Below are 25,877 nucleotides of genomic sequence, written 5' to 3' on the forward strand. Positions count from 1 at the left end.
GGTCGAGGCCGAGATCGAGCTGCTGCCGCTGCGCTCCGTCTACGGCGGTGAGCTCTACTATCCCGGCGAGGACCCCCGGCACGCCGCCCACCTGCTCGGCTCCTACCTGGCCTGGATCAAGGACCAGCCGGACGAGATGTCGTCCTCGGTGACGCTGCTGCGCTTCCCCGACGCGCCCCAGCTGCCGGACGAGTTCCGCGGCCGTTCGTTCGTGCAGTTCCGGGTGGTCTGCACCGCGGACGAGGAGCGGGCCGCACGGCTGGTGCGGCCGTTGCGCGAGCTGGGCCCGGAGCTGGACACCTGCCGCACGCTGCCGTATCCGGAGATCACCGGGATCTACCACGACCCCAAGGACCCGGTCAGGGTGCATCTGCGCAGCGCGCTGCTGCGCGAACTGGACGACGACGCCGTGACGGCGCTGGTCTCGTTCATCGACCCGTCGAACCCCGGCGGCCCCTACCCCGGTATCGAACTGCGCCACCTGGGCGGGGCACTGGACCGGCCGCCCCGCCGCCCGCACGCGGCCGGCACCCAGGGCGCGGCCTCCCACCTGTGGATGCGGATGCCGGCCCCGCCCGACCTGGCCGACGCGGCGCACCGGGCCCCCGACGAGATCCTGGAACGGCTCCGGCCGTGGGACACCGGCGCCCTGCTCCCCGGATTCCTGTTCGACCACGACTCGGCCCCCGAGCGGGTCCGACGGGCCTACAGCGAGGCCGACCACCGGCGGCTGTCCGAGCTGAAGGCGCGTTACGACCCCGACCGGCTGTTCCGCGTCAGCCACTACATCCCGCCGCTCGCCGCCGGTGAGCGGACCCCCTCCTGAACAGCGCGGCGCACCGCCACGCGGAGCCGGTCCCGGCGATCCGCCCGGCGGTGTCACTCGGCTGGGCGTCAGCCGGGACGACGGAAGGAGAGACGCAGTGAAGGCTTTGGTCCTGTCCGGAGGGGCGGGAACCCGGCTACGGCCGATCACGCACACCTCCGCGAAACAGCTGGTGCCGGTCGCGAACAAGCCGGTGCTCTTCTACGGTCTGGAGGCGATCGCCGAGGCCGGCATCACCGACGTCGGCATCGTGGTGGGCGAAACCGAGCCGGAGATCCGACGTGCCGTCGGGGACGGATCGGCGTTCGGCCTGAACGTCACCTACCTGCCGCAGGCGGCCCCGCTGGGCCTGGCGCACGCGGTGCTGATCGCCCGTGAGTACCTGGGCGACGACGACTTCGTCATGTACCTCGGTGACAACTTCCTGATCGGCGGCATCTCGGACCTGGTGGAGCGGTTCCGCGAGGAGCGCCCCGCCGCGCAGATCCTGCTGACGAAGGTCGCCGACCCGCGTGCGTTCGGTGTGGCGGAACTGGACACCGAGGGCAGGCTGATCGGGCTGGAGGAGAAGCCCGAGCAGCCCAAGAGCGATCTGGCGCTGGTCGGGGTCTTCCTGTTCACCGCGGCGGTGCACCCGATCGTGGCGAAGCAGACCCCCTCGGCCCGGGGCGAGCTGGAGATCAGCCAGGCCATCACGGGGCTGATCGACGCCGGCCACCCGGTGGCGGCGACGATCACCGAGGGCTACTGGAAGGACACCGGCAACGTCGACGACATGCTGGAGGTCAACCGGCTCGTCCTGGAGGGCATGGAGCCCGAACGCACGGGTGTGGTGAGCGACTCGGAGCTGATCGGCCGGGTGACGGTGGCGGCGGGCGCGGTCGTGCGCAACTCGCGCATCGTGGGCCCGGCCATCGTCGGGCCCGGCTCCGTGGTGGAGGACTCCTACCTGGGGCCGTTCACCTCGGTCGCGGAGGACTGCCAGATCATCGACAGCGAGGTGGAGTACTCCGTCGTCCTCAGGGGGGCCGCGATCCGCGGTGTGCGGCGCATCGAGGCGTCCCTCATCGGCCACGAGGTGGAGGTGACCCCGGCGCCCCGGATGCCCCGGGCACACCGTCTGGTCCTCGGCGATCACAGCAAGGTGCAGATATGCGCGTACTCGTGACCGGTGGCGCCGGCTTCATAGGGTCGGCCTACGTACGAGAACTGCTCGCCGGTGCCTACCCGGCCTGGCAGGGCGCCCAGGTGACCGTGCTCGACCTGCTCACCTACGCGGGCAACCTCGCGAACCTGGCCCCGGTGGAGGGGCGGTTCACCTTCGTCCACGGCGACATCGGCGATCCCGCTCTGCTGGACCGGGTGGTGCCGGGACACGACGTGGTCGTGAACTTCGCGGCCGAGTCCCACGTGGACCGCTCGATCGCCGGAGCCGCCGACTTCCTGCGCACCAACGTGCTCGGTCTGCAGAGGCTCTTCGACGCCTGCCTGGAGGCCAAGGTCGGGCGGGTCGTCCACGTCTCCACCGACGAGGTGTACGGCTCGATCGAGTCCGGTTCCTGGGACGAGAGCGCGCCGCTGCAGCCGAACTCGCCGTACGCCGCCTCGAAGGCCGGCGGCGATCTGCTCGCGCGCTCCTACCACGTCACCCACGGGCTGCCCGTGGTCGTCACCCGGTGCGGCAACAACTACGGGCCGTGCCAGTACCCGGAGAAGGTCATCCCGCTCTTCGTGACCCGGCTGCTCACCGGGCGTACGGTGCCGCTCTACGGCGACGGCGGGAACGTGCGGGACTGGATTCATGTCACCGACCACTGCCGGGGCATCCAGGTCGCCGCCGAGCGGGGCGAGGCCGGCGAGGTCTACCACATCGCGGGCACCCGTGAGCTGACCAACATCGAGCTGACGGACCGGCTCCTGGACGCCTGCGGGGCGGACTGGGACCGGGTGGAGAGGGTGCCGGACCGCCTCGGCCACGACCGGCGGTACTCCCTCACCGACGCGAAACTGCGGGCACTCGGCTATGCGCCCCGGGTCCCGTTCGAGGAGGGGCTGGCCGGCACCGTCCGCTGGTACGCGGAGAACACCGCGTGGTGGCGGGAGACGGGACAGTGACCCGGCGCCGGTCCGGCGAGCCGGGGACCTCGGTACCGGCCGGTGACCTCTTCGGTGAGCCGGGACCGGTCGTCGCGGTCCTGGGGGCCACCGGCTCCATCGGCCGGCAGGTGGTCTCGGCCTTCGAGACGTCGGGCTACCGGGTCCTCGCGGTCGCCCGAAGGCGTCCGCCGACGGCCGCCGGGCGCGCCTGCGCCGAACTGGATCTCTCGGCGGCCTCGAGTGCCCGGATCGCCGGGATCCTGTCGGCGGTCGGTGCCCGGTTCGTGGTGAACGCCACCGGAGGCTGGGTCTCATCGGCCGAGCAGAACCAGCGAGCGCATGTCGAACTCGTCGAGCGTCTGCTGGAGGCGGCCGCGCTGATGCCCGAGCCGCCGCGGTTCGTGCAGATCGGTTCCGTCCACGAGTACGGTCCGGTGCCGTACGGCACGGCGGTCGACGAGGCGTACGAGCCGGACCCGCAGACCCCGTACGGACGGTCCAAGCTGGCCGGCTCGAACGCCGTGCTGCGGGCGACCCGGGAGGGCCGCGTGCCGGGTGTCGTGCTGCGCGCGGTGAACGTGTTCGGCCCGGGGGTGGCGGCCGGCAGCTTCCTCGGCTCGGTGGTGCGCGGGCTGCGCGCGCTTCCCCCCGGCGACCGGCTGCGGCTCAAGGTGAGCGCGGCCGAGCGGGACTTCGTGGACGTACGGGACCTGGCCGACGCGGTCGTCCGGGTCGCGGAGTCCCCGCTCACCGGCCGCGCCGTCAACATCGGGCGGGGCGAGGCGCTCGGCATGCGCCGGATACTCGCGCTGCTCGTCGCCGAGGCCGGGCGCGGGCCCGACGTGCTGGAGCTCACCGGCGGAGCGGTGAGTTCGCACGGAGGCGACTGGACACAGGCCGACGTCCGGCTCGCCGAGCGCCTCCTCGGCTGGGTGCCGAAGACCTCTGTCCGGCAGTCGTTGCGGGACATGTGGGAGGCCACCCCCGCACCCTGACGGCCCCGGCCCGGCCCCCTCCCGGCAGGGCGCCGGTCCGGCCGGCGACGTCACTTGACGGTCCATCACTCTCACGCCCGTGCTCGGGCACACCGAAGGACGACTCTCATGATCCTGGTCACTGGCTCCACCGGTAACGTCGGCCGCAACATCGTTCGCGAACTCCTCGCCGCGGGTGAGCAGGTGCGCGCACTCACCCGGAATCCGGCGGGCAGCGGCCTGCCGGCCGAGGTCGAGGTGGTCGAAGGGGACTTCACCAGGCCCGAGACGCTGGCCGCCGCGCTCGACGGGGTGCGACGGGCCTTCCTCTTCCCGCTCTTCGGGGAGCTCGAGAGCTTCCTCGGCCACGCACGCCGAAGCGGGCTCGAAAGGCTCGTCCTGCTCTCCTCCTCGGCGGCCACCTTCGCCACCCCGGGATGGATCGGCGAGGCGCACCTGCGCAACGAGGCGGAGGTGAGCGCGTCGGGGATCGACGCGACCTTCGTCCGCCCCTCCCTCTTCATGGCGAACGACCTCGCCTGGGCGGACCAGATCAGTGCGGTGGGAGTCGTCCGCGGCCCCTACGCCAAGGCCCGCATGGCTCCCGTGGACGAGCGCGACGTCGCCGCGGTCGCGGCCGCCGCCCTGACGTCCGCCGGACTCCTCGGCCACGTCTCCTTCACCGGGCCGCAGGCGCTGAACCAGGTGGAGCGTGTCCGCACCATCGCCGAGGCGCACGGCGTGACGGTCGGGTTCGAGGAGATCCCGCGGTCCGAGGCGCACGCGCACCTGGCCGAGCACATGCCGCCGCCCGCCGCCGACTTCCTGCTCGACCAGCTCAAGGAGGCGGCCGAGGGCAAGGGGGAGCCCGTCTCCACCGCCGAGCCCGTCATCGGCCGCCCGGCCCACACCTACGCGTCCTGGGTCCAGCACCGTATCGCCGACTTCCGGCGCTGAACCGCCATCCTGCCCGACGACCCTCCACGCATCCCGAGAGGCCCTCTTCGGCTTAGCCGTGCGGACGGATTCCGGTACGAGGCCTCGGGCCTCGTCCGGTCCGGGCGTCCTGGGCGGCGGCGGACTCTCTCCTCGCCGTGTTGCCCCGGGCATACCCGGTTCCGGTTGCCGTGCCCCCGGAACCGCTTTCTGACAACTCCCGCCGCGGTACTGACCGTATGCCGAGCCTGAGGCTTACGATACAGACAAGTCTGTTGAATTCAGTGGGAGAGCGTAAGGATCTGGCATGGCTCAGCAAGAACGCGGCAAGCGATCACGGCGGTCGATCCTGGAGGCGGCGGCCCAGGTCTTCGACGAGCGCGGCTACGACGCCGCCAGCACCAACGAGATCCTGGCCCGCACCGGACTCACCCGGGGCTCGCTTTATCACCATTTCCCGTCCAAGGAGGCCATCGCGCTGGCCCTGGTGCAGGCGCACGCCGAGGCCCTGGAAGTACCCGACCGGCCGGTCCGGCTGCAGTCGGTGATCGATCTGACGCTGGAGTTCGCCCGGCGCCTCCAGTACGACGCGGTGCTGCGTGCGAGCGTGCGGCTGACCATAGAGCAGACCTCGTTCGAGTGCCCGCCGCAGACCACCTACGAGCAGTCCATGGACACCATTCTGACGCTGTTGCAGGAGGCCGAGAAGCGGGACGAGATCCTGCCCGGGGTGGATGTGCGCGAGGTCACCTCGCTCATCGTCGGCTCCTTCACCGGCCTGCAGATCATGTCCCAGGCCTACAGCGACCGCGCCGACCTGCCCGAACGGACCAGTTCCTTCTGGAGGTTCCTGTTGCCGGGCCTCGCCACGCCGGGCCTTGTCGGCCGGCTGCGCGTCACGCCTCCCGTGGATTGAGCACCACCGGCCGTCACGTGCGCCCTGGGCGGAGACGGCGTGCGCCGGACCTCAGGTCCGCCGCTCGCCGCCCCGGTTGGGCCGGTCGCGGTCGAACAGCGGGCGCAGCAGCCGCCACAGGCGCTGGGCGATCTCGCCGTTCCACCAGCTCGGGTCCGTATGGCCCAGTGTCTCGAGGCCCGCGGTGACCACCACGGCCAGGTCGGCGAGGTCCTCCGCCGACTCCCCCGCCGACTTCTGCGCCTCCGCGACCCGCTTGTGGACGGCGGTCAGCAGATCGTCCCGCAGCAGGGGCGGCCCGGCCGAGCCGTCCGCGGCCAGCTGCATGCCCGCGCGGACCACCTTCTCGGTACGCATGGCCTCGCCGAGCGCCTCCAGGAAGTGCCTCGGCGCGTCCGCCGCGGGCAACCGGAACGCCTCTTCGGCCAGCGCCTCGACCTGCTGCCGGGCCTCTTCGTAGACGGCGGCCGTCAGCGCGGTGATGGACGAGAAGTGGTGGTACAGCGCGCCCCGGCTGACTCCGGCCCGGCGGCAGATGTTGACCAGTCCCGCGTCGGACAGCCGGCCGTCCGCTATGAGTTCGGCGGTGGCACGGACGAGAGCCTGACGCGTTTGCTCGGATCGTGCCTGCATTCGGTCGCACCTGCCTTCTCTGCCACGGGGTGCCGGGTTCGCGTATCTCCCGCAGGCGTCCCCGTCGATGATGGTAAGAATCATACAACCACGCCTGTTTCGCGAGAGACCCTCCGTGGAGTGCTTTCTGTTCTGGATCTCCACTGGATCCAAACGTCCAGAAAGCAGGGGTGGTTGTCTGGAAGCATGCGGGGCTGGCCGGGGGAGTTGAGCCCTCTCTAATTAGACAAGTCTGTTTGTTTTAGTGATCGTTTCCGGGCCGATTGACACAGAGTTGACACTCCGCTGACGTGGCTGCGGAGGATTGTGGGAACCCTGAACCGCCGTCCGTTGAAGCGGCCGACGGCCCCCCGTGAGACTGGATGCAGCTCCGGAAGGACCAAGGATTCGGGGGATCCACATGGAAAAGCTCCAGAGGCTCTCGGACGGCCATCGCAGCCGCGACTGCGGACGGCTCTGCGGTCGGATCTGCGCCCGCTGCGTCGACCGGATCGACGGCGGACTGCGCGCCCTGGTCGACCTGTACCGGGAGAGCGAACAGGAACTGGTGCCCGGCGGGCCGGTGCTGCGCGAGCGGGTCAGCGGCAGCCGCGCCACCGTCGGCATCGTTCTCGACGAACGGGCCCTGACACTGCGCGCCCGGGCGGTCGAGGTGATGGCGCTGTGGGCGCGGCTGGTCGTGGACGAGCGCGCCGGCGTCCGGCCCGGCTCCGCCGAACGCGGGGTGGCCGCGCTGGTGCGCTTCCTGCGTCGGCAGCTGCCCTGGCTCGCGGGGCACCCGGCGGGGGCGGACTTCGACGAGGAGGTCGCCGAACTCCTGGGCGAGTTCCACGGGCTGCTCGGCCCGGGCCCGGCCCGCAGGCTCGAACTCGGCCCGTGCACCAGGCCCGAGTGCGCCGGAACCCTGTTCGGGGTGCTGCCGGCGGACGACGGCGACCGGGTGCCCAGCCACGTCTCCTGCGACGGCGGTCATGCCGTACCGCCACGCCAGTGGCTGCTGGTCGCGGGCCGGAACCGGGAGGCGGCGTGATGCGGACCGAGCCGAGGAGGGCGGCGGGCGGGGCGGCGCGGCCGCGCCGGGTGACGACCGAACTGGCCGCCCTGGCGATGGGGGTCACCCCGGCGACCATCCGCAAGTGGGCCAGCCGCGGCAAGATCACCCGGCACGGCGGCCCGCAGCGGGCCGAGTACGACCTCGACGAGTTGTTCGCGCTCGCCCGGCAGAACGCGGCCGAGTAGACCACCACCGAAGGAGACCGGGTCCGTACGGGGACCCGGTCCGAAGCAGCCCCTGCGGCCCATCCCCCCGGCCGCAGGGGCTTCTTCGGATTCAATGGCGTCAACTCACCCTATTTCATCTTATGTTGACGCCACCGGGTGAGGGTGTCACACTTTCCCCGGCGCCCCATGCCCTGCGGCCGGCGGCGCGATTCCCGGGCTGCCTTTCCGGCCCGCAGGACCCTTTCCGAGATCCGCGTCCCGACCGGGGCGCGGATTTTCTGTTTCCATCCCGCTCCTACTTGAGGAAGTGTGGTCGATGCCTGTTTCCACCTGGACACCCGTCGGTCAATGGACGGGTACGGTCACGCACGACGGCGAGGTGGACGAGTACACCGTCGCCTTCGCCCCGGACGGATCGCTCGCGGTGACCACGCGCAAGAGCACCGGCACCGGCTCGTGGACCGTCACCGGCGACGACTCCCTGGAGTTCACGCTGCGCGAGGACTTCAACCTCGACGTCACCCAGATCAGCCCCAACGGCCACCGGGCCGCCTACATACAGATCGACATCGCCGCGCGGCACGACGGCGGCGCGCTCACCGGTGAGGGCAAGGCCGTCGTGCACGGTCCCGACGACGTCGTGATCTACGCGACGGACGCCCGGACCGAAGCGCGCCGGGTGTCATGACGGCCGAAGTCGACCGGCTCACCGACCTGTTGCGCCTGCGGGACCTCGCCGGCCGCTATCTGGCCGGCCTCGACGAGGGCGGGTTCGACGAGACCTGGGCGCGCTCCCTGTTCACCGAGGACATCGAGATGACGTTCCCGGTGGGCAGCCACCAGGGCCTCGCCGGGGTGGCCGGCTTCACCACCGAGATCATGGCGCGCTGGGGCCGCACCCACCACCACGGTTCGGAGAGCCAGGTCGACATCGACGGCGACACGGCGCGGCTCAGCTGGAGCCTGATCGCGTCCCATGTGCACCACGGCTCGCCGCTGCCGCCGGACCCCACCCGGTACTTCCAGCTCGGCGGCCGGTTCACCGGCACCGCGCGGCGCACCCCCGACGGCTGGCGCTTCGACCGGCTGCGGCTGCGGATCGTGTGGACCACCGGGGCCGTGCCCAGGGGAGTGACCCAGGTCGACCGGAAGACCCTCGACACCCGAGGAAACACGCCCACTTCAGCAGAGGAGAACGCAGCCATGCCCACCACGCTCACCGCGGACCAGCAGCGGGAAGTCATCGAGAAGGTCTTCCACGAGGGCCTGGACCTGGGCGACCTGACGGCCGCCGACCGCTACCTGACCGCCGACTTCCGCAACCACGGCAGCCACGACGACTCGATGCGCGGCCCGGAGGCGTTCAAGCACACCATCAAGATCCAGCAGTCCGCGTTCAGCGACATCAAGTACGAGATCCTCGACTTCATCTCGATGGGCGACAAGGCCGCCATCCGATGGGTCATGCACGGCAAGCACACCGGTCCGTTCATCGGCATCCAGCCGACCGGGCTGCAGGTGCAGCACCAGGCGATCATCTGGTTCCGCTTCGAGGGCGACCGGATCGCCGAGCGCTGGGGCATCGTCGACAACTTCTCGCTGGAGCGCTTCCTCAGGTCCGGCGGCAAGCCGGCCGGCCCGCCCGACGCAACCGAAGGACCCGATGCTGCAAGGGACTTGAGACATGCCGATCGACAGGAAAGTCGCTCGCTTCAACCGGCGGTTCGCCAACCATTTCGTCGGGCCGCTGTTCAGCCGGCTGCCCGGGTTCGGAAAGGTCCACCACCGCGGCCGCAAGTCCGGGCGCGAGTTCGCCACGCCGGTCAAGCTGTTCAGGCGCGGCGCGGACATCGTCATCACCCTGCCGTACGGCCCCGGCTCCGACTGGGTCAGGAACGTACTGGCGGCGGGCGGTTGCGAGATCACCACGCGCGGCCGCCGTATCCGGGTCACCGACCCGGTGGTCTTCAGTGACGACGGTACGACGAGGATGCCCGCCCTCACCCGGCGGATCCTCTCCCGGGTCGAGGCCACGGAGTTCCTCGCGCTGACCCCGGCCGAGGCGCAGGCACCGGCGGGTCGGACATGACCGCAGCCGGCACGGTCACCCGCCCGGTGCGGGTGGGGCTGCTGGTCGGCTCCGCCCGCGACGGACGGCTCGCCCCGGACGTCGCCGGCTGGTTCGCGCGGGTCGCCGCGCGCCGCGACGACCTCGTCCTGGACGTCGTCGACGTGGCCGAGCACCCGCTGCCGGCGAGCCTCGACGCCGACGATCCCGGGGCGGCCGCGCTGCGGCCCCGGGTGGCCGGGGCGGAGGCGTACGTCGTCGTCGTACCGGAGTACAACCGAAGTGTCCCCGGCCCCCTGAAGACCCTCATCGACAGTTTCCAGACCGAGTGGGAGGCCAAGCCGGTCGGCTTCGTCGGCTACGGCCTGGGCACGGCCGGCGGGGTCCGCGCGATCGAGCATCTGCGGCAGATCTTCGCGGAGTTCCACTGCGTCGGGATGAAGGACATCGTCACGTTCCCGCGGGTGCTGGAGCACTACGACGCCGACGGCACCTTTCCGGCGGAGCCTGCGGGGGCCGAAGCGGCGGCCAAGCTGATGCTCGACCAGCTCACATGGTGGGCGACCGCACTGCGCGAGGCCAAGGCAGCGCGTCCCTACGGCACTTGAAGACGCCGCCCGGAACAGCGCCCCGTCAGGGGCGCGGGGAACTGCGCGATCAGCCACCCCCGGGCTGCGGACGGCCGGCAACAGGTCCCGGCACTTTGTGCGAAGCGGGTCGCCGCGCACGGTCCGCAGCCGACCGCGGCGCCGTCGTGGCTCGTCGCGCAGTTCCCCGCGCCCCTGACGGGGCGCGTCACCTGATCCCCTTTTCACAGGAGAGTGTGATGGCAGCTGCCGCCCCCGACCCCCTCACCCCCCTTCTCGTCGCCGTGCCCCTCGTGGTGCTCGCCTGCAGGGCCGGTGCCCAGTTGCTCAAACGGCTCGGGCAGCCGGCTGTCGTCGGCGAGATCCTCGTCGGCATCCTGCTCGGCCCGTCCCTGCTCGGCTGGGTCTGGCCCGGCGCCCAGGCCTGGCTGTTCCCGCAGTCGGCCCTGCCCTACATCGGTGTGCTGGGCAACATCGGCCTGCTCGTGTTCATGTTCCTCGTCGGGCTCGAACTCGATCTCAAGTCCCTGCGCGGGAACAGCAGAACGGCCGTCGCCGTCTCGCAGGCCGGTATCGCGCTGCCGCTGGTGCTGGGTGTGCTACTGGCGCTCGGGATGTACGACGGCTTCGCCCCGGCCGGCATCGGGAAGCTGCCGTTCGTGCTGTTCATCGCGGTGTCGATGAGCATCACCGCGTTCCCGGTGCTGGCCCGGATCCTGACCGACCGCGGCCTGTACCGGACCAGGGTCGGCGCGCTCGCCATGGCCAGCGCGGCCGTGGACGACGTCAGCGCCTGGTGCCTGCTCGCCGCCGTCGTCGCGGTGACGAAGAGCCACTCGCCGATGGAGGCCCTCGACACGGCGGGGTACGCCCTCGTCTTCGTCGCCGTCATGTTCCTCGTCGTACGACCGCTGCTGACCAGGTGGGCCGCACGCGCCGAACGCCGCTACCCCGACGGGGTGGTGCTGGTCGTGCTGTTCAGCGGGCTGTGCCTGGCCGCGTACGCCACCGACCGGATCGGCGTGCACGCGCTGTTCGGCGCGTTCCTGTTCGGCGTGGTCACCCCGCGTGGCAGCCGCCGGATCGAGGTGACCGCGGCCCGGACACGCGCGTTCGCCGTACCGGTGCTGCTGCCGCTGTTCTTCGTCAGCACGGGGCTGAAGACCGATGTGGGGCTGCTCGGCGGCAGCGCGAGCCAGTGGCTGTGGGCGGGTGCGGTGCTGGCCGTGGCGGTGGCCGGCAAGTTCGGCGGCGGCACCATCGCGGCCCGGGTCTCCGGCCGGGACTGGCGGGACTCCATGTCGCTGGGCGCGCTGATGAACTGCCGCGGTCTGACCGAGCTGATCGTGCTCAACATCGGGCTCGGGCTCGGAGTCATCGGCCCCGAGCTGTTCACCATCCTCGTGCTGATGGCCCTGCTCACCACCGCCATGACCACCCCCGTGCTGACCCGGCTCCGCAAGGGGATCGACGAGGGGCCGGCGGAGGACACCTCCGGAATCGGCCAGGACGAGTCCGCCCTCCAGCCCGTGAGCAGCCGCTGACCTGCGGGAGCGGCCGGGGGAGAGGACGCCGGTCCGCTCCCGCCATATAGTTCCGGCCCTGATGGTTCGGAGATTGCTGGTTGGATACTTGATAGATAAGTGAGTTGACGATACTCTCGCTTTACGGAACCGAGGCCATGGTGAGGCCGGAACCCCCGACACCCGGGCGTCCGGGACGCCGGGACCGGCTCCCCCGGCCGCTCGGCCCGCGGGCCCGCCGCTGCTGCTCGACGAACGGCCCGTACACCCCCCGACCCCTGAGACACGGAGACATCCCATGTCCCTGCAAGACCGCACTCAGGCCGTCCCCGAGGCCGCGGCTCCGCCGCAGCGGGACGGCAGGTTAGGACTCGCGCTGCTGGTCATCGCCACAGCCCAGCTCATGCTCGTCCTCGACAACACGATCGTCGCCGTCGCCCTGCCGAGCATGCAGCGCGCCCTGGGGCTGAGCGAGTCCGGCCTCGGCTGGGTCGTCACCGCCTACGCCCTCGCCTTCGGCGGGCTGCTGCTGGCCGGCGGGCGCGCCGGTGACCTCTTCGGCCGCCGCCGGGTCTTCCGCACCGGCCTGGTCCTGTTCACCGCCGCGTCCCTGCTCGGCGGTCTGGCCCAGAGCGGGGAACTGCTGATCACGGCCCGCGTGATCCAGGGCGCGGGCGCCGCCATCGCCGGCCCGGCCGCCCTGTCCCTGCTGGCCACCACCTTCCCGGCCGGCCCCGCCCGCAACAAGGCGCTCGGCGTCTACGGTGCGATGGGCGGTCTCGGCTCGGTCGCGGGCCTGCTGCTCGGCGGTGCGCTCACCGAGTACCTGAGCTGGCGCTGGGTGATGTTCGTGAACGTCCCGATCGCCCTGGCCGTCCTGCTCGGCACCGGCCTCCTCGTCGACGGCGAGCGCGAGGGCGGCAAGATCGACGCGCCCGGCGCGCTCACCGCCACCCTCGGCTTCGGCTCGCTCGTCTACGCCATCAACCGGGCCGGCGAGAAGGGCTTCGGCGACTCCGTCACCCTGATCGGCCTGGCCGTCGCGCTCGTCCTGATCGCCGCCTTCGTCGCCATCCAGCGCAGCAGCAGCGTGCCGATGATCCCGAGCGGGGTGCTGGCCGACAGGGGCCGGGTCGGCGCCAACCTGATCATGTTCCTGGTCGGCGCCGGAATGCTCGGTACCTTCTACTTCCTCACCCTCTACATGCAGGGCGTCAAGGGCTACGCCCCGATGGTCACCGGCGTCGCCTACCTGCCCTCCGCGCTGGGCATGGGCATCGCGGCCGGCGGTCTCGGCCCGCAGCTGCTCGCCAGGATGCCCGAACGCAACGTGATCTCCCTCGGTCTGCTCATCGGTATCGCGGGCATGGTCTGGCTCAGCTTCATCGAGCCCGGCCAGAACCCCTGGGCCGCCCTGCTGCCCGCCCAGCTGATCGTCGGTATGGGCCTCGGCATGGTCTTCGTGGGCGGCACCATCCTCAGCGTCCGCGGGGTCGCCCCGGAAGCCACCGGCGCCGCCTCCGGCCTGGTCAACACCGCCCAGCAGATCGGCGGCGCGATCGGGCTGGCCACCCTCGCGGCCGCGGCCACCGCCATCACCGAGCACGAGCTGCCGGGCAACACGGCACAGGCCCTGACCACCGGCTACACGTACGGGTTCCTGCTCGGCGGCGGCTTCTACCTGCTGGCCCTGATCGTCGCCCTGGTCGCCCTGCCGGGCCGGTCCGCCCAGCCGCAGCAGGCCGGCGAGCAGCCGCCCGTCGCCCCGTAACCGGCCCCGGCGGGCGGGGCGCGGCGGCACGGGCCGCGCCCCGCCCCCGCGGCAGGATCCGCCGCGGCGGCGCCGGGCCGCTCCCGGGCGGCGCCGCCGGTCCGGTCCGGGCCCCCAGACCGGTGCATATACTCGGGCAGGAGGTGCTGTCTTGCGGCGTTCAGGCGACGAAGAGCGAGGTCCGGTGACCCGGACCGAGGAGTCCGCGGAGGTCCCCGGCCTCCTGCCGGAACCGCTCACGGGCTTCATCGGGTACCTCCTGCGCCGGGTGTACGCGCAGTTCTCGTCCACCGAGGACGGCGGCGACAGCGACTCCCGCGACTTCCTGGTCCTGGACGCGCTCACCGGCCGCGACTGGGAGTCCCAGCTCGACCTCGCCGAGCGGCTCGGCATCAACCGCACCGTCATGGTGCAGGTCATCGACCGCCTGGAGGCCCGTGGCGAGGCGCAGCGCACCCGCAACCCCGACAACCGGCGCCAGTACGTGCTGTCCCTGACCGCCAAGGGACGCGAGGCCGTCGAGGCCAGGCGGCGGGCGGTCGCCGAGCGGGACGCCCGGCTCACCGCCGTACTGACGGACGAGGAGACCGCGCGGCTCGACGAGCTGCTCGGCCGGTTGCTGCCCGAGTCGGCGCAGCCTCTGGTGCAGGGCACCGAATACCTGGTGGCGCAGGCCCACCACCGGCTGCGCAGGCACGGCGACGACAAGCTGGCCGGCACCGGCCTCAGGGTGCGCCACTACGGGCCGCTGTCCGTCCTCGACACGTTCGGGCCCATGGCCCAGCAACGGCTCGCCGAGCTGCTCGCCATCACCGGACCCGCCGCCTCCCAGCTGGTCGACGAACTGGTGAAGCCCGGCCTCGTGCGCCGCGGCCGTGACCCGCACGACCGGCGCCGCTACGCCCTCGAAGTGACCGACCCGGGCCGCGAGAAGCTCGCCGTCGTCGCCCGGGCGGTCGCGGGCCTCGCGGCGGACGTCTCCGACATGCTGGGTCCCGGCGGAGAGGCGGAGCTGCGCGACCTGCTGCTCAGACTCCTGGCCCCGTCCCATTCCGGACCGGCATTTTCCGAAGACGCCAAGTCGTCTGTCCCCGCGAGGGATTGACCCTCTGGTGAAAGGCTGTCACGCTTAGTTCGGCGATTTCTCCGCGCCCATTTTCAGGCTCTTTGCCGGACCCTTTCCGATCGATTTTCGATCATTGTTGGAAAGGGTCGGTGAGGGGCCTTTTTCCATGCGGTTTTCCGTTGCGCACCGCCCCTAGACGAAGGAGACAGTCATGGTCGGAAAAAAGACCGACGGCTCGCCCGAACCGGCGCGCATACCCGAGGACATGACCTTCGACGTCATCATCCTCGGCTCGGGCCTCGCCGGCTCCGTCACCGGCGCCGTCCTCGCCAAGCACGGCGCCAAGGTGCTGCTGGTCGACGCGGCCGCGCACCCGCGCTTCGCCATCGGCGAGTCCATGACCCCGCAGCTCGTGGAATGGATCCACATCCTCTCCGAGCGCCATGACATTCCCGAACTGAAAAGCCTGGCCAGCGTCGAGGCCTCCACCCGTGACATCGGCCCGACCTTCGGCACGAAGGCGCACTTCGGCTTCATGAAGCACGAGGTCGGAAAAGAGCCCGACCCGCGCGAGGCCACCCAGCTCGCACTGCCGAAGATATTCCACCAGAACAGTCACATGTTCCGGCAGGACAGCGACTCCTTCATGTTCCACGTGGCCATCAAATACGGCTGCACCCCCCGGCAGAACTGGCGTGCGAACGAGGTCGAGTTCGACGACGACGGCGTCACCGTCCTCGGCCGCAGCGCCGCCCCGGGCGCCGAGCCCGAGCTGTACCGGGCCAAGTACCTGGTGGACGCCTCCGGGTTCCGCTCCCCGCTCGCCGACAAGTTCGACCTGCGCGACAAGCCCACCGCCCGCTTCAAGCACCACTCCCGCTCGATGTTCACGCACTACGTCGGCATCAAGCGGTTCGACGACGTCAGCGGCCACCCCCAGGACCTGCGCCCGCCGGCCGACTGGCACACCGGCACCATGCACCACCTCATCGAACGCGGCTGGTTCTGGATCATCCCCTTCGACAACCACCCGAAGTCCCGCAACCCGCTGTGCAGCGTCGGCCTGACGATGGACGAGCGCACCTACCCGAAGCCCAAGGACCTCACCCCGGAGCAGGAGTTCCAGTCCTTCCTCGACAAGTACCCGGCGGTGAAGCGGCAGTTCGACGGCGCCACCCGGGTCCGCGAGTGGATCTCCACCGACCGGCTGCAGTACAGCTCGAAGCAGACCATCGGCGACCGCTGGTGCCTGATGTCGCACGCGGCCGGCTTCCTCGACCCGCTGTTCTCCCGCGGCCTGTCCAACACCATGGAGGTCGTCGACGCCCTCACCTCCCGGCTGATCCCCGCCCTGAAGGACGGCGACTTCTCCGCGGAGCGCTTCGAGTACGTCGAGCGCGTCGAGCAGGGCCTGCTCCAGTACAACGACGACCTGGTCAACAGCTCCTTCATCGCGTTCTCCCACTTCCGGCTCTGGAACGCGGTCTTCCGGGTCTGGGGCTCCTTCATCACCCCCGGCACCATGCGGCTGACCCGGGCCCGCCTCAAGCACTTCAAGGACCACGACGAGCGCCACTTCGACGAGCTGGAGAAGGTGGCCCACCCCGGCCTGTGGTGGCCGCAGAGCGACTCCTTCAAGCGGATCCTGGAGGGCACCGCCGAGGCCTGTGAGAAGTACGAGGCCGGCGCGCTCACCGGCGACGAGGCCGCCGACATCGTCTTCGGGCTGCTCAAGGAGTCCCCGGTCGTCAACCCGGTCTTCGGCTGGAAGGACGAGGAGCGGCGGTTCATCTACCCGTCCACGCTGACCATGGCCCGCTTCCTGTACTGGGCCTCCGTCGAGGCCCCCGCCGAGATGAACAGCGTCGGCCGCGAGTTCCTGCTCGGCATCCTCAAGGCCGGCGCGAAGGTCCGCAAGCTCCTCTGACCACTGCCAGACAAGCCAGAAAGGGATGCGCATGTCCGCAGCAGCGCGATCGCTGACCCGTGCCCAGGAGACACCCCAGACGCGGCCCGTCGAACCGCTGGATCTGCGCCGCGTGTGCGGCCTGTTCACGACCGGCGTCACGGTCATCACCACCGGCCCCGACGGCGACGCGGACGGCACCACCGTCAACTCGTTCACCTCGGTCTCGCTGGAACCCCCGCTGGTGCTGTTCTGTCTGCACCAGCAGTCCCGGCTGCACACGCTCCTGGAGCGGAGCGGCGGGTTCACCGTGAACTTCCTGTCCGGCCGGCAGCAGCCGCTGGCCCGGCACTTCGCCGGGCGCCGGGCCACCGCCACCACCACGGCCTTCGAGGGCGTCCCGCACCACTTCACCGACGACGGGCTGCCCGTGCTCAGCGAGGCCCTCGCCCATCTGACCTGCACCACGGTCGACGTGTACAGCGCCGGCGACCACGACATCGTCATCGGCGAGGTGGTGGAGCTGGGCGTCCCCGAACACGGCCTGGAGCCGCTGATCTTCTTCGACGGCTCCCTGGGCCCGCTGGAGACCGGCGCGGACCGCTTCCAGCACAGCCGGCAGGCGTCCTGACATGCGCAGGGTGCTCATCGCCAACCGTGGCGAGATAGCCGTACGCGTGGCCCGGGCCTGCCGGGACGCCGGGATCGCGAGCGTCGCCGTCTACGCGGACCCGGACCGGGACGCCCTGCACGTCCGGGTCGCCGACGCGGCCTTCGCCCTTGGCGGTGACACCCCGGCCACCAGCTACCTGGACATCGGGAAGGTCCTGCGGGCCGCCCGGGAGACCGGAGCGGACGCCGTCCACCCCGGCTACGGGTTCCTCTCCGAGAACGCCGAGTTCGCGCAGGCGGTCCTGGACGCGGGCCTGACCTGGATCGGCCCGCCGCCGTCCGCCATCCGCGACCTCGGCGACAAGGTGGCGGCCCGGCACATCGCCCAGCGCGCCGGCGCCCCGCTGGTGGCCGGCACCCCGGACCCGGTGGGCGGCGCGGACGAGGTCGTGGCGTTCGCCGAGCAGCACGGCCTGCCGATCGCCATCAAGGCGGCCTTCGGCGGCGGCGGGCGCGGGCTGAAGGTCGCCCGGACCCTGGAGGAGGTGCCGGAGCTCTATGAGTCGGCGGTGCGGGAGGCGGTGGCCGCCTTCGGACGCGGCGAGTGCTTCGTGGAGCGCTACCTGGACCGGCCGCGGCACGTCGAGACGCAGTGCCTCGCGGACCGGTACGGCAACGTGGTGGTCGTATCGACCCGTGACTGCTCGTTGCAGCGCCGGCACCAGAAGCTGGTGGAGGAGGCTCCGGCACCGTTCCTGACACCGGAGCAGACGGCCGAGCTGTACCGGGCGTCGAAGGCCATCCTGCGGGAGGCCGGCTATGTCGGCGCGGGGACCTGCGAGTTCCTCGTCGGGCAGGACGGCACGGTCTCCTTCCTGGAGGTCAACACCCGCCTCCAGGTGGAGCATCCGGTGACCGAGGAGGTCGCCGGCATCGACCTGGTCCGGGAGATGTTCCGGATCGCCGACGGCGAGGAACTCGGCTACGGCGACCCCGAGCTGCGGGGCCACTCGTTCGAGTTCCGGATCAACGGCGAGGACCCGGGCCGGGGCTTCCTGCCCGCGCCGGGCACGGTGACGGTCTTCGAGCCGCCGTCGGGTCCGGGGGTACGGCTGGACGCCGGCGTGGAGTCGGGCAGCGTGATCGGCCCGGCCTGGGACTCGCTCCTCGCCAAGCTGATCGTCACCGGCCGCACCCGCGCGGAGGCCCTGCAGCGGGCCGCGCGGGCGCTCGACGAGTTCCGCGTCGAGGGGATGGCCACGGCGATCCCGTTCCACCGGGCGGTGGTACGGGATCCGGCGTTCGCCCCGGCCGAGGGGCCGTTCACCGTCCACACCCGGTGGATCGAGACCGAGTTCGTCAACGAGATCGAGGCCTTCACGGCGGCTCCGGCCGATGATTCCGAGACGGCGGCGGCCGGTCGCGAGACGGTCGTCGTCGAGGTCGGCGGGCACCGGCTGGAGGTCTCGCTGCCGGCGGTGCTGGGGCGGGTCCCGGACCGGATGCCGGGTCTTGTCGGCGCCGCTGCCCCCCGGACCCGTCGCCGTACCGGGGGCGGCGCGGCTCCGGCCGCCTCGGGGGACACCCTCAGCTCTCCCATGCAGGGCACCGTCGTCAAGGTCGCCGTCGCCGAGGGGCAGACGGTCGAGAAGGGCGACCTGGTCGTCGTACTCGAAGCCATGAAGATGGAGCAGCCGCTCACCGCGCACCGCTCCGGCACCGTGACCGGGATCGCCGCCGAGGTGGGGCAGGCCCTCGCCGCCGGCGCCGCGATCTGCGACATCAAGACTGATCCAGGACTGATCGAGGACTGATCGCTTTGGCAGCACTCACCTACACCGACGCCGTGAACGGCGCGCTGGAGCGGCTGCGTTCCGTGGGGTACGAGCACGGGCGCAGCTTCGTCAACCACGCCCCGATGGCCGCCGAGGCCCTGGCCCACATGGGATACGCCGACGAGGTGCCCGGCTGGGTGGAGGGCCATCTGCGCAGCCACACCTTCCACGACGTGCCCGAGCGGCGGTTCACCCTCGACCCGGCCGACGAGGCCGACTGGCGGCAGGCGCTCGGCGAGTTCGGCCGGGTCGCCGACTGGACCACCCTGTTCGAGCGCGAGCTGGCCGGGGACGAGTGGACCGACGTCCTGGCCCGCTGGTGGCCCCGGCTGCTGCCCGGCATGTCCGGGGTGCTCACGCACGGGGTGATCCGCACCGCGCACGCGGTCCGTGCGGTGGTGACGGCCGGGCCCGACAACCGCCCCCAACTGGCCGAGCTGGCACAGGGGCTGGGGTACTGGGCCGCCCGGTACTCGGAGGGCGGGGTCGTCGTCGAGGAGGACGGGGTCGCGGGGGCGGAGGGGCCGGGCGGCGGTGGCGATGCCGTACGGGCGCTCGACGGCCTCGTCGCCGAGTTCTCCGGGATCTACGCCACGCTCTCCCTCCCGCACCCGATCCCGCTGATCCACTCGGTCACCGGACCCGCCGCCGTACGGCTGGTGGCGGAGCACCTGCCGGAGGACCAGCGGTGGCCGTCGTACCGCGTCGCGCGGGCCGTCAGCCGCACGATGCTCGACTGGTTCCACGCCGTGCCCCGGCCCGCGGCCCCGCTGCCGGAGGCCCCCGACCCGGCCGGCCTGTTCGCCGAGGCCGTCCAGATCGGCGACGAGCACGCCATCAAGCTCGCCGAAGTGGCCGTACGGCACCAGGCCCTGGCGCCCGACCCGCGGCACGCGGCGGCCGCGCACGCGGCCAACCGGGCGATCGGGCGCCTGTACCGCTGACAGTTCGTCTTCGCCGACGGTCTCCCAGACAGGACCGTACGGAACCGTTCCCGAGGAGTGTCATGGACGCACAAGTCATCGTCGTGGGCGCCGGGCCGGCCGGCATGATGCTCGCGGGCGAGCTACGGCTCGCGGGCGCCGACGTCATCGTCCTGGAGAAGCTGCCCGCGCGCACCGGAGAGTCGCGCGGCCTCGGCTTCACCGCCCGCACCATGGAGGTCTTCGACCAGCGCGGACTGCTGCCCCGCTTCGGGGACATCGAGGTCAGCAACGTGGGCCACTTCGGCGGCCTGCCGGTCGACTTCGGAGTCCTGGACGGCGCCCACCAGGCCGCCAAAACGATCCCGCAGTCGGTCACCGAGACCGTCCTGGAGGAGTGGGCCGGCCGGCTAGGCGCGGACATCCGGCGCCGGCACGAGGTGCTGTCCGTCAAGGAGAAGGAGGACTGCGTCGAGGTCGAGGTACGCGGCCCCGAGGGGGTGCGGCAGCTGCGCGCCGAGTACCTCGTGGGGTGCGACGGCGGCCGGTCCACCATCCGCAAGGCCGCCGGGTTCGACTTCCCGGGGACGCCGTCCACGCTGGAGATGTACCTCGCCGACGTGAAGGGCATCGAGCTGGAGCCCCGGATGATCGGCGAGACCCTGCCCGGCGGCATGGTGATGGTCGGGCCGCTGCCCGGCGGCATCACCCGGCTGATCATCTGCGAGCGCGGCACCCCGCCGCAGCGCCGCGAGAAGCCGCCGACCTGGGCGGAGGCCGCGGCGGCCTGGCAGCGGCTGACCGGCGACGACATCTCGCACGCCGAGGCGGTGTGGGTGTCGTCGTTCGGCGACGGGACGAGGCTCGTCACCGAGTACCGGCGGGGGCGGATCCTCCTCGCCGGCGACTCCGCGCACATCCATCTGCCGGCCGGCGGGCAGGGCATGAACACCAGCATCCAGGACGCCGTGAACCTCGGCTGGAAGCTGGGTGCCGTGGTGCGGGGGCGGGCGCCGGAGGCGCTGCTCGACACGTACCACGACGAACGGCACCCGGTCGGGCAGCGGCTGATGATGAACACCCGGGCGCAGGGGCTGCTGTTCCTGTCCGGGCCCGAGGTGCAGCCGCTGCGCGACGTACTCAACGAACTGATCCGGTATCCCGAGGTCAGCAGGCACCTGGCGGCCATGGTCTCCGGGCTGGAGATCCACTACGACCTCGACGGGGGCGCTCACGCGCTGCTCGGCCGACGGTTGCCGAACGTGCCGCTCGCCGGGCACAAGAGGGTGGCCTCCAGCACGGAGGCGCTGCGCGCCGGGCGGGGTGTGCTGCTCGACCTCGCCGACAACGCGAGGCTGCGGGAACGCGCCTGGGCCTGGCGGGACCGGGTGGACGTGGTGACGGCGGTGGCGGCCGACGGCTCGCTCGCAGGTACCACGGCTGTGCTGGTGCGGCCCGACGGTTATGTGGCCTGGGCGGCGCCGGGTAGTCATGCGGATCTGCCGATGGCCCTTGAGAGGTGGTTCGGGCCGGGGCGTTGAGGGCGCCGCTGAGAGTGCCGCGTTGTGTCGACGTGCGACTGCCGCGCCGTCGTGGCTGGTCGCGCAGTTCCCCGCGCCCCTGAAGGGGCGCTTTTGCTGGACCCCTTTGAGGAGTGAACCCATGCACAGCACCCTGATCGTCGCTCGTATGGAGCCGGCTCACAGTCAGGAAGTCGCGCGGTTGTTCAAGGAGTTCGACGAGACCGAGATGCCGCATCTCATGGGCACCCGGCGGCGTGAGCTGTTCGCCTATCGCGGGCTGTACTTCCACCTCCAGCACTTCGACACCGACAACGGCGGTGAGCTGATCGAGTCGGCCAAGACCGACCCGCGGTTCGTGCGGATCAGCGAGGACCTCAAGCCGTTCATCCAGGCGTACGACCCCGCCACCTGGCGGTCTCCCGCCGACGCGGTCGCCACCCGCTTCTACGACTGGGAGGGCCGGGCGTGAACGCCAGGCGAGTGGTCATCACCGGGGTCGGCGTCATCGCCCCCGGCGGTGTCGGCACCAAGAACTTCTGGAACCTGCTCAGTGAGGGCCGCACCGCGACCCGTGGCATCACCTTCTTCGACCCGTCCTCCTTCCGGTCCCGGGTCGCCGCCGAGATCGACTTCGACCCGGAGGAGCACGGGCTGAGCCCGCAGGAGATCCGGCGGATGGACCGGGCGGCGCAACTGGCCGTCGTCAGCGCGCGGGAGGCCCTCGCCGACAGCGGGCTCGACCTGTCCGGCGCCGACCCCTACCGGGTCGGGGTCACCATCGGCAGCGCGGTCGGCGCGACCATGGGGCTCGACCAGGAGTACCGGGTGGTCAGCGACGGCGGCCGGCTCGACCTCGTCGACCACACCTACGCCGTCCCGCACCTCTACAACTACCTGGTGCCCAGCTCGTTCGCCGCCGAGGTCGCCTGGTCGGTGGGGGCGGAGGGTGCGGCCACGGTCGTGTCCACCGGGTGCACGTCGGGGCTGGACTCCGTGGGCCATGCCGTCGAGCTGATCCGGGAGGGCTCGGCCTGCGCGATGATCGCCGGCGCCACCGACGCCCCGATCTCCCCGATCACCCTGGCCTGCTTCGACGCCATCAAGGCCACCACCCCGCGCAACGACGACCCCGAGCACGCCTCCCGCCCCTTCGACGGCACCCGCAACGGATTCGTGCTGGGGGAGGGGTCGGCCGTCTTCGTCCTGGAGGAACTGGAGGCGGCGCGGGCACGCGGGGCACACATCTACGCCGAGATCGCCGGGTACGCCTCCCGCTGCAACGCCTTCCACATGACCGGGCTGCGGCCCGACGGCGCGGAGATGGCCGAGGCCATCACGGTCGCCCTCGACGAGGCACGGCTCAACCCCGGGGCGATCGACTACATCAACGCGCACGGCTCCGGCACCAAGCAGAACGACCGGCACGAGACCGCCGCGTTCAAGAAGAGCCTCGGCGACCACGCCTACCGGACCCCGGTCTCCTCGATCAAGTCGATGGTCGGGCACTCGCTCGGCGCGATCGGCTCCATCGAGATCGCCGCGTCCGTCCTCGCCATGGAGCACAACGTCGTGCCCCCGACGGCCAACCTGCACACCCCCGACCCCGAGTGCGACCTGGACTACGTCCCGCTCACCGCCCGTGAGCACCGCACCGACGCGGTGCTCACCGTGGGCAGCGGGTTCGGCGGCTTCCAGAGCGCGATGGTGCTCGCCCGACCGGACAGGAGCGCGGCCGCATGAGTGCACGGACCGTGGTGACCGGGCTCGGCATCGCCGCGCCCAACGGCCTGGGTACGGCGGACTACTGGGCCGCCGCCCGCGCCGGGAAGAGCGGGATCGGCCGCATCACGCGGTTCGACCCGTCCGGGTACCCGGCGAAACTGGCCGGTGAGGTACCCGGGTTCAGCGCCGGGGAGCATCTGCCGAGCCGGCTGCTCGCCCAGACCGACCACATGACCCGGCTGGCGCTCGTCGCGACGGACTGGGCGCTGGCCGACGCCGACGTCAGCCCGGCCGACCTGCCCGCCTACGACATGGGCGTCGTCACCGCCAGTTCCTCCGGCGGCTTCGAGTTCGGGCAGGGGGAACTGCAGAAGCTGTGGAGCCAGGGCAGTCAGTTCGTCTCGGCATACCAGTCGTTCGCCTGGTTCTACGCCGTCAACAGCGGCCAGATCTCCATCCGCAACGGCATGAAGGGGCCGAGCGGGGTGGTCGTCTCGGACCAGGCGGGCGGCCTTGAGGCCCTCGCCCACGCGCGGCGGCAGATCCGGAAGGGCACGCAGCTCATCGTCTCCGGGGCGATCGACGCGTCCATCTGCCCGTGGGGGTGGGTGGCGCAGCTCGCCAGCGACCGGCTGTCCACGTCGGAGGAGCCGGACCGGTCGTACCTGCCGTTCGACTCCGCCGCGGCCGGGCACGTGGCCGGCGAGGGCGGGGCGATCCTGATCCTGGAGGCCGAGGAGACGGCCGTACGGCGGGGTGCCCGGGTGTACGGGGAGATCGCGGGGTACGGCGCGACGTTCGACCCGGCGCCGGGTAGCGGGCGGCCGCCGGGGCTGCGCAAGGCGATCGAACTGGCCCTCGCCGACGCGGGCGCCGACGCGGCCGACGTGGACGTCGTGTTCGCCGACGCGGCGGCCGTGCCGGAGCTGGACCGGGTGGAGGCGGATGCGCTCAGCGAGGTGTTCGGGCCGCACGGGGTGCCGGTGACCGCGCCGAAGACGATGACCGGGCGGCTGTACTCGGGGGCCGCGCCGCTGGACGTGGCGACGGCGCTGCTGGCCGTCCGGGACGGGGTGGTGCCGGCGACGGTGAACGTCTCGCCGGAGACGGGCTACGACCTCGACCTGGTGGTGGGGGAGCCGCGGGCCACCGAGGTGCGGACGGCGTTGGTGCTGGCCCGCGGTTATGCCGGGTTCAACTCGGCGATGGTCGTACGGGCGTAGTGCGCCCACGACCGTAGGGGCCTGTGCGGTGACGCGGCCGCGGGCGGTTCGTGGCTGATCGCGCAGTTCCCCGCGCCCCTGAAGGGGCGCTTCGCCCGCCGTGGCTCATATAGCCGCGGGCAGTCGTGCCGCTGGGGCGGCACGGGTGGGCGCTGGGGGTCCCCCCGGCCGAAGGCTGGGGGAGGCACCCGGCAAGCGCCGGTGAGCGTCCCTACCCCCCACCCCAGCCCCCGCTGACCTCAGCCCCTCCCAAAGACCCGCCCGTCCTCCCGGTCCCGCCATCTCTCCCACGCCTGGGGCCGGCAGGGCGGGCGTTCCCATTCGCAGTCCTGAAAGGAAGATCACCGTGGCCACCCAGTCCTTCACCCTCGACGACCTCAAGCGGATCCTGCTGGAGGCCGCCGGTGCCGATGAGAGCGTCGATCTCGACGGGGACATCCTCGACACCGACTTCGAGGAGCTCAGCTACGAGTCGCTCGCCATCCTGGAGACCTGCGGGCGCATCGAGCGGGAGTACGGCATCACGCTCGACGACACCGTGGTCACCGAGGCCAAGACGCCCCGTGAGCTGCTCGCCGTCGTCAACACGCAGCTCGGTGACGTCGCCGCCGCTGCCTGACCTCCTCTCCACCCCCTCCGGTCGCCGGCGCCCGTCCTGACCGGGCGCCGGCGGCCTCCCCATGCCCTGAAGGGATCGGCAGACATGTCCGAACAGCAGCAGAGGGTCGCCCTGGTCTCCGGGGCCACCAGCGGAATCGGTCTCGCCACGGCGCGGCTGCTGGCCCGGCAGGGCCACCGCGTCTTCATCGGCTCCCGCGACGCCGGGAACGTCGAGCGGACCGTCAAGGAACTGCGTGAAGAGGGGCTCGACGTCGACGGGGCGACCCTCGACGTGCGGTCCGCGCTGTCCATCGAGAACTTCGTGCGGGCCGCCGTCGAGCGGTACGGCACCGTCGACGTGCTCGTCAACAACGCCGGGCGGTCCGGCGGCGGCGTGACCGCCGACATCGACGACGAGCTCTGGTACGACGTCGTCGAGACCAACCTCAACAGCGTCTTCCGCCTGACCCGCGCCGCCCTCACCACCGGCGGCATGCGGCAGAAGAGCCGGGGGCGGATCATCAACATCGCGTCCACGGCCGGGAAGCAGGGCGTCGTGCTCGGGGCGCCGTACTCCGCGTCCAAGCACGGGGTCGTCGGGTTCACGAAGGCCCTCGGCAACGAGCTGGCCCCCACCGGCATCACCGTCAACGCCGTCTGCCCGGGGTACGTCGAGACGCCCATGGCGCAGCGCGTGCGCGCCGGTTACGCCGCCGCCTACGACACCAGCGAGGACGCCATCCTCGACAAGTTCACGGCGAAGATCCCGCTCGGCCGCTACTCCACCCCCGAAGAGGTCGCCGGCCTGGTCGGCTACCTCGCCTCCGACACCGCCGCCTCCATCACCGCGCAGGCCCTCAACGTCTGCGGCGGCCTCGGCAATTTCTGAAACCCCGGCACCCCTCTAGGAGTTCA

General features: G+C 71.6%; 24 protein-coding genes and 2 pseudogenes. 25 read left to right on the forward strand and 1 reads right to left on the reverse strand.

Annotated elements, in window-relative coordinates; translation table 11 throughout:
- The 6 genes from KVT45_RS19800 to KVT45_RS19825 form a co-directional block, all read left to right on the forward strand.
- On the forward strand, positions 1-826 hold an 826-nt coding region (locus tag KVT45_RS19800; protein ID WP_217549248.1), incomplete at its 5' end, for a BBE domain-containing protein.
- 97 nt (positions 827-923) lie between these two features.
- Positions 924-1,994, forward strand: coding sequence for a glucose-1-phosphate thymidylyltransferase (locus KVT45_RS19805; RefSeq protein WP_217549250.1), 1,071 nt, complete (start codon positions 924-926; stop codon positions 1,992-1,994).
- Positions 1,979-2,941 (forward strand): dTDP-glucose 4,6-dehydratase, encoded by a 963-nt coding sequence (gene rfbB / locus KVT45_RS19810; protein ID WP_217549252.1) that lies wholly within the window; start codon positions 1,979-1,981, stop codon positions 2,939-2,941. The genes KVT45_RS19805 and rfbB overlap by 16 nt, the downstream gene beginning before the upstream one ends.
- Positions 2,938-3,918: an NAD(P)-dependent oxidoreductase gene (locus KVT45_RS19815; protein WP_217549254.1), complete on the forward strand. Its 981-nt coding sequence runs from the start codon at positions 2,938-2,940 to the stop codon at positions 3,916-3,918. The genes rfbB and KVT45_RS19815 overlap by 4 nt, the downstream gene beginning before the upstream one ends.
- Before the next feature lie 108 nt (positions 3,919-4,026).
- Positions 4,027-4,854 (forward strand): SDR family oxidoreductase, encoded by an 828-nt coding sequence (locus KVT45_RS19820; RefSeq protein ID WP_217549256.1) that lies wholly within the window; start codon positions 4,027-4,029, stop codon positions 4,852-4,854.
- Positions 4,855-5,140: 286 nt separating this feature from the next.
- Positions 5,141-5,749, forward strand: coding sequence for a ScbR family autoregulator-binding transcription factor (locus KVT45_RS19825; protein WP_217549258.1), 609 nt, complete (start codon positions 5,141-5,143; stop codon positions 5,747-5,749).
- Positions 5,750-5,800: 51 nt separating this feature from the next.
- On the opposite strand, the gene KVT45_RS19830 is transcribed toward KVT45_RS19825, so the two are convergent.
- Positions 5,801-6,382, reverse strand: a complete 582-nt coding sequence (locus tag KVT45_RS19830) for a TetR/AcrR family transcriptional regulator (RefSeq protein WP_217549260.1) — start codon at positions 6,380-6,382, stop codon at positions 5,801-5,803.
- Between the two features lie 400 nt (positions 6,383-6,782).
- On the opposite strand from KVT45_RS19830, the gene KVT45_RS19835 reads away from it, so the two are divergent.
- The 19 genes and pseudogenes from KVT45_RS19835 (at position 6,783) to fabG (ending at position 25,851) form a co-directional block, all read left to right on the forward strand.
- A complete protein-coding gene (locus KVT45_RS19835; protein WP_217549262.1) occupies positions 6,783-7,412 on the forward strand; it encodes an OvmZ protein in 630 nt (209 codons plus the stop codon).
- Positions 7,412-7,621 (forward strand): hypothetical protein, encoded by a 210-nt coding sequence (locus KVT45_RS19840; RefSeq protein ID WP_217549699.1) that lies wholly within the window; start codon positions 7,412-7,414, stop codon positions 7,619-7,621. The genes KVT45_RS19835 and KVT45_RS19840 overlap by 1 nt, the downstream gene beginning before the upstream one ends.
- 298 nt (positions 7,622-7,919) lie before the next feature.
- A complete protein-coding gene (locus KVT45_RS19845; RefSeq protein WP_254647062.1) occupies positions 7,920-8,291 on the forward strand; it encodes a dehydrogenase in 372 nt (123 codons plus the stop codon).
- A pseudogene (locus KVT45_RS56410) lies at positions 8,288-9,199 on the forward strand (ester cyclase); the annotation flags it as partial. The gene KVT45_RS19845 and the pseudogene KVT45_RS56410, both read left to right, overlap by 4 nt.
- A gap of 88 nt (positions 9,200-9,287) precedes the next feature.
- Positions 9,288-9,554: pseudogene (locus KVT45_RS19860) on the forward strand (nitroreductase family deazaflavin-dependent oxidoreductase); the annotation flags it as partial.
- Between the two features lie 134 nt (positions 9,555-9,688).
- Positions 9,689-10,279 carry an NADPH-dependent FMN reductase gene (locus KVT45_RS19865; RefSeq protein ID WP_217549266.1) on the forward strand — a complete coding sequence of 197 codons (591 nt, stop codon included), beginning with the start codon at positions 9,689-9,691 and terminating at the stop codon, positions 10,277-10,279.
- Positions 10,280-10,497: 218 nt separating this feature from the next.
- The gene (locus KVT45_RS19870) at positions 10,498-11,802 is read left to right on the forward strand and encodes a cation:proton antiporter (protein ID WP_217549268.1); all 1,305 of its coding nucleotides are present in this window, start codon (positions 10,498-10,500) and stop codon (positions 11,800-11,802) included.
- Positions 11,803-12,079: 277 nt separating this feature from the next.
- A complete protein-coding gene (locus tag KVT45_RS19875; protein WP_217549270.1) occupies positions 12,080-13,552 on the forward strand; it encodes an MFS transporter in 1,473 nt (490 codons plus the stop codon).
- A 184-nt stretch (positions 13,553-13,736) separates the two neighbouring features.
- Complete coding sequence (locus KVT45_RS19880; protein WP_308310826.1) at positions 13,737-14,657, forward strand: MarR family transcriptional regulator; 921 nt, start codon at positions 13,737-13,739, stop codon at positions 14,655-14,657.
- A 172-nt stretch (positions 14,658-14,829) separates the two neighbouring features.
- A complete protein-coding gene (locus KVT45_RS19885) occupies positions 14,830-16,545 on the forward strand; it encodes an NAD(P)/FAD-dependent oxidoreductase (protein WP_217549274.1) in 1,716 nt (571 codons plus the stop codon).
- 31 nt (positions 16,546-16,576) lie between these two features.
- Positions 16,577-17,155, forward strand: coding sequence for a flavin reductase family protein (locus KVT45_RS19890; RefSeq protein ID WP_217549276.1), 579 nt, complete (start codon positions 16,577-16,579; stop codon positions 17,153-17,155).
- A 1-nt stretch (position 17,156) separates the two neighbouring features.
- The gene (locus KVT45_RS19895; RefSeq protein WP_217549278.1) at positions 17,157-18,950 is read left to right on the forward strand and encodes a biotin carboxylase N-terminal domain-containing protein; all 1,794 of its coding nucleotides are present in this window, start codon (positions 17,157-17,159) and stop codon (positions 18,948-18,950) included.
- Positions 18,951-18,955: 5 nt separating this feature from the next.
- A complete protein-coding gene (locus KVT45_RS19900) occupies positions 18,956-19,915 on the forward strand; it encodes a questin oxidase family protein (RefSeq protein WP_217549280.1) in 960 nt (319 codons plus the stop codon).
- Positions 19,916-19,977: 62 nt separating this feature from the next.
- A complete protein-coding gene (locus KVT45_RS19905) occupies positions 19,978-21,435 on the forward strand; it encodes an FAD-dependent monooxygenase (protein ID WP_217549282.1) in 1,458 nt (485 codons plus the stop codon).
- 121 nt (positions 21,436-21,556) lie between these two features.
- A complete protein-coding gene (locus KVT45_RS19910; RefSeq protein WP_217549284.1) occupies positions 21,557-21,886 on the forward strand; it encodes a TcmI family type II polyketide cyclase in 330 nt (109 codons plus the stop codon).
- A complete protein-coding gene (locus KVT45_RS19915; RefSeq protein ID WP_217549286.1) occupies positions 21,883-23,157 on the forward strand; it encodes a beta-ketoacyl synthase in 1,275 nt (424 codons plus the stop codon). The genes KVT45_RS19910 and KVT45_RS19915 overlap by 4 nt, the downstream gene beginning before the upstream one ends.
- Positions 23,154-24,362 (forward strand): ketosynthase chain-length factor, encoded by a 1,209-nt coding sequence (locus KVT45_RS19920; protein ID WP_217549288.1) that lies wholly within the window; start codon positions 23,154-23,156, stop codon positions 24,360-24,362. Before KVT45_RS19915 ends, KVT45_RS19920 begins: the two co-directional genes overlap by 4 nt.
- A 346-nt stretch (positions 24,363-24,708) precedes the next feature.
- Positions 24,709-24,981, forward strand: coding sequence for an acyl carrier protein (locus KVT45_RS19925; RefSeq protein WP_217549290.1), 273 nt, complete (start codon positions 24,709-24,711; stop codon positions 24,979-24,981).
- Positions 24,982-25,065: 84 nt separating this feature from the next.
- A complete protein-coding gene (gene fabG / locus KVT45_RS19930) occupies positions 25,066-25,851 on the forward strand; it encodes a 3-oxoacyl-ACP reductase FabG (RefSeq protein ID WP_217549292.1) in 786 nt (261 codons plus the stop codon).
- Positions 25,852-25,877 lie beyond the last annotated feature (26 nt).

It is taken from the genome of Streptomyces sp. GbtcB6 (assembly GCF_019091475.1).
In the GTDB taxonomy this organism is placed as follows: domain Bacteria; phylum Actinomycetota; class Actinomycetes; order Streptomycetales; family Streptomycetaceae; genus Streptomyces; species Streptomyces hyaluromycini.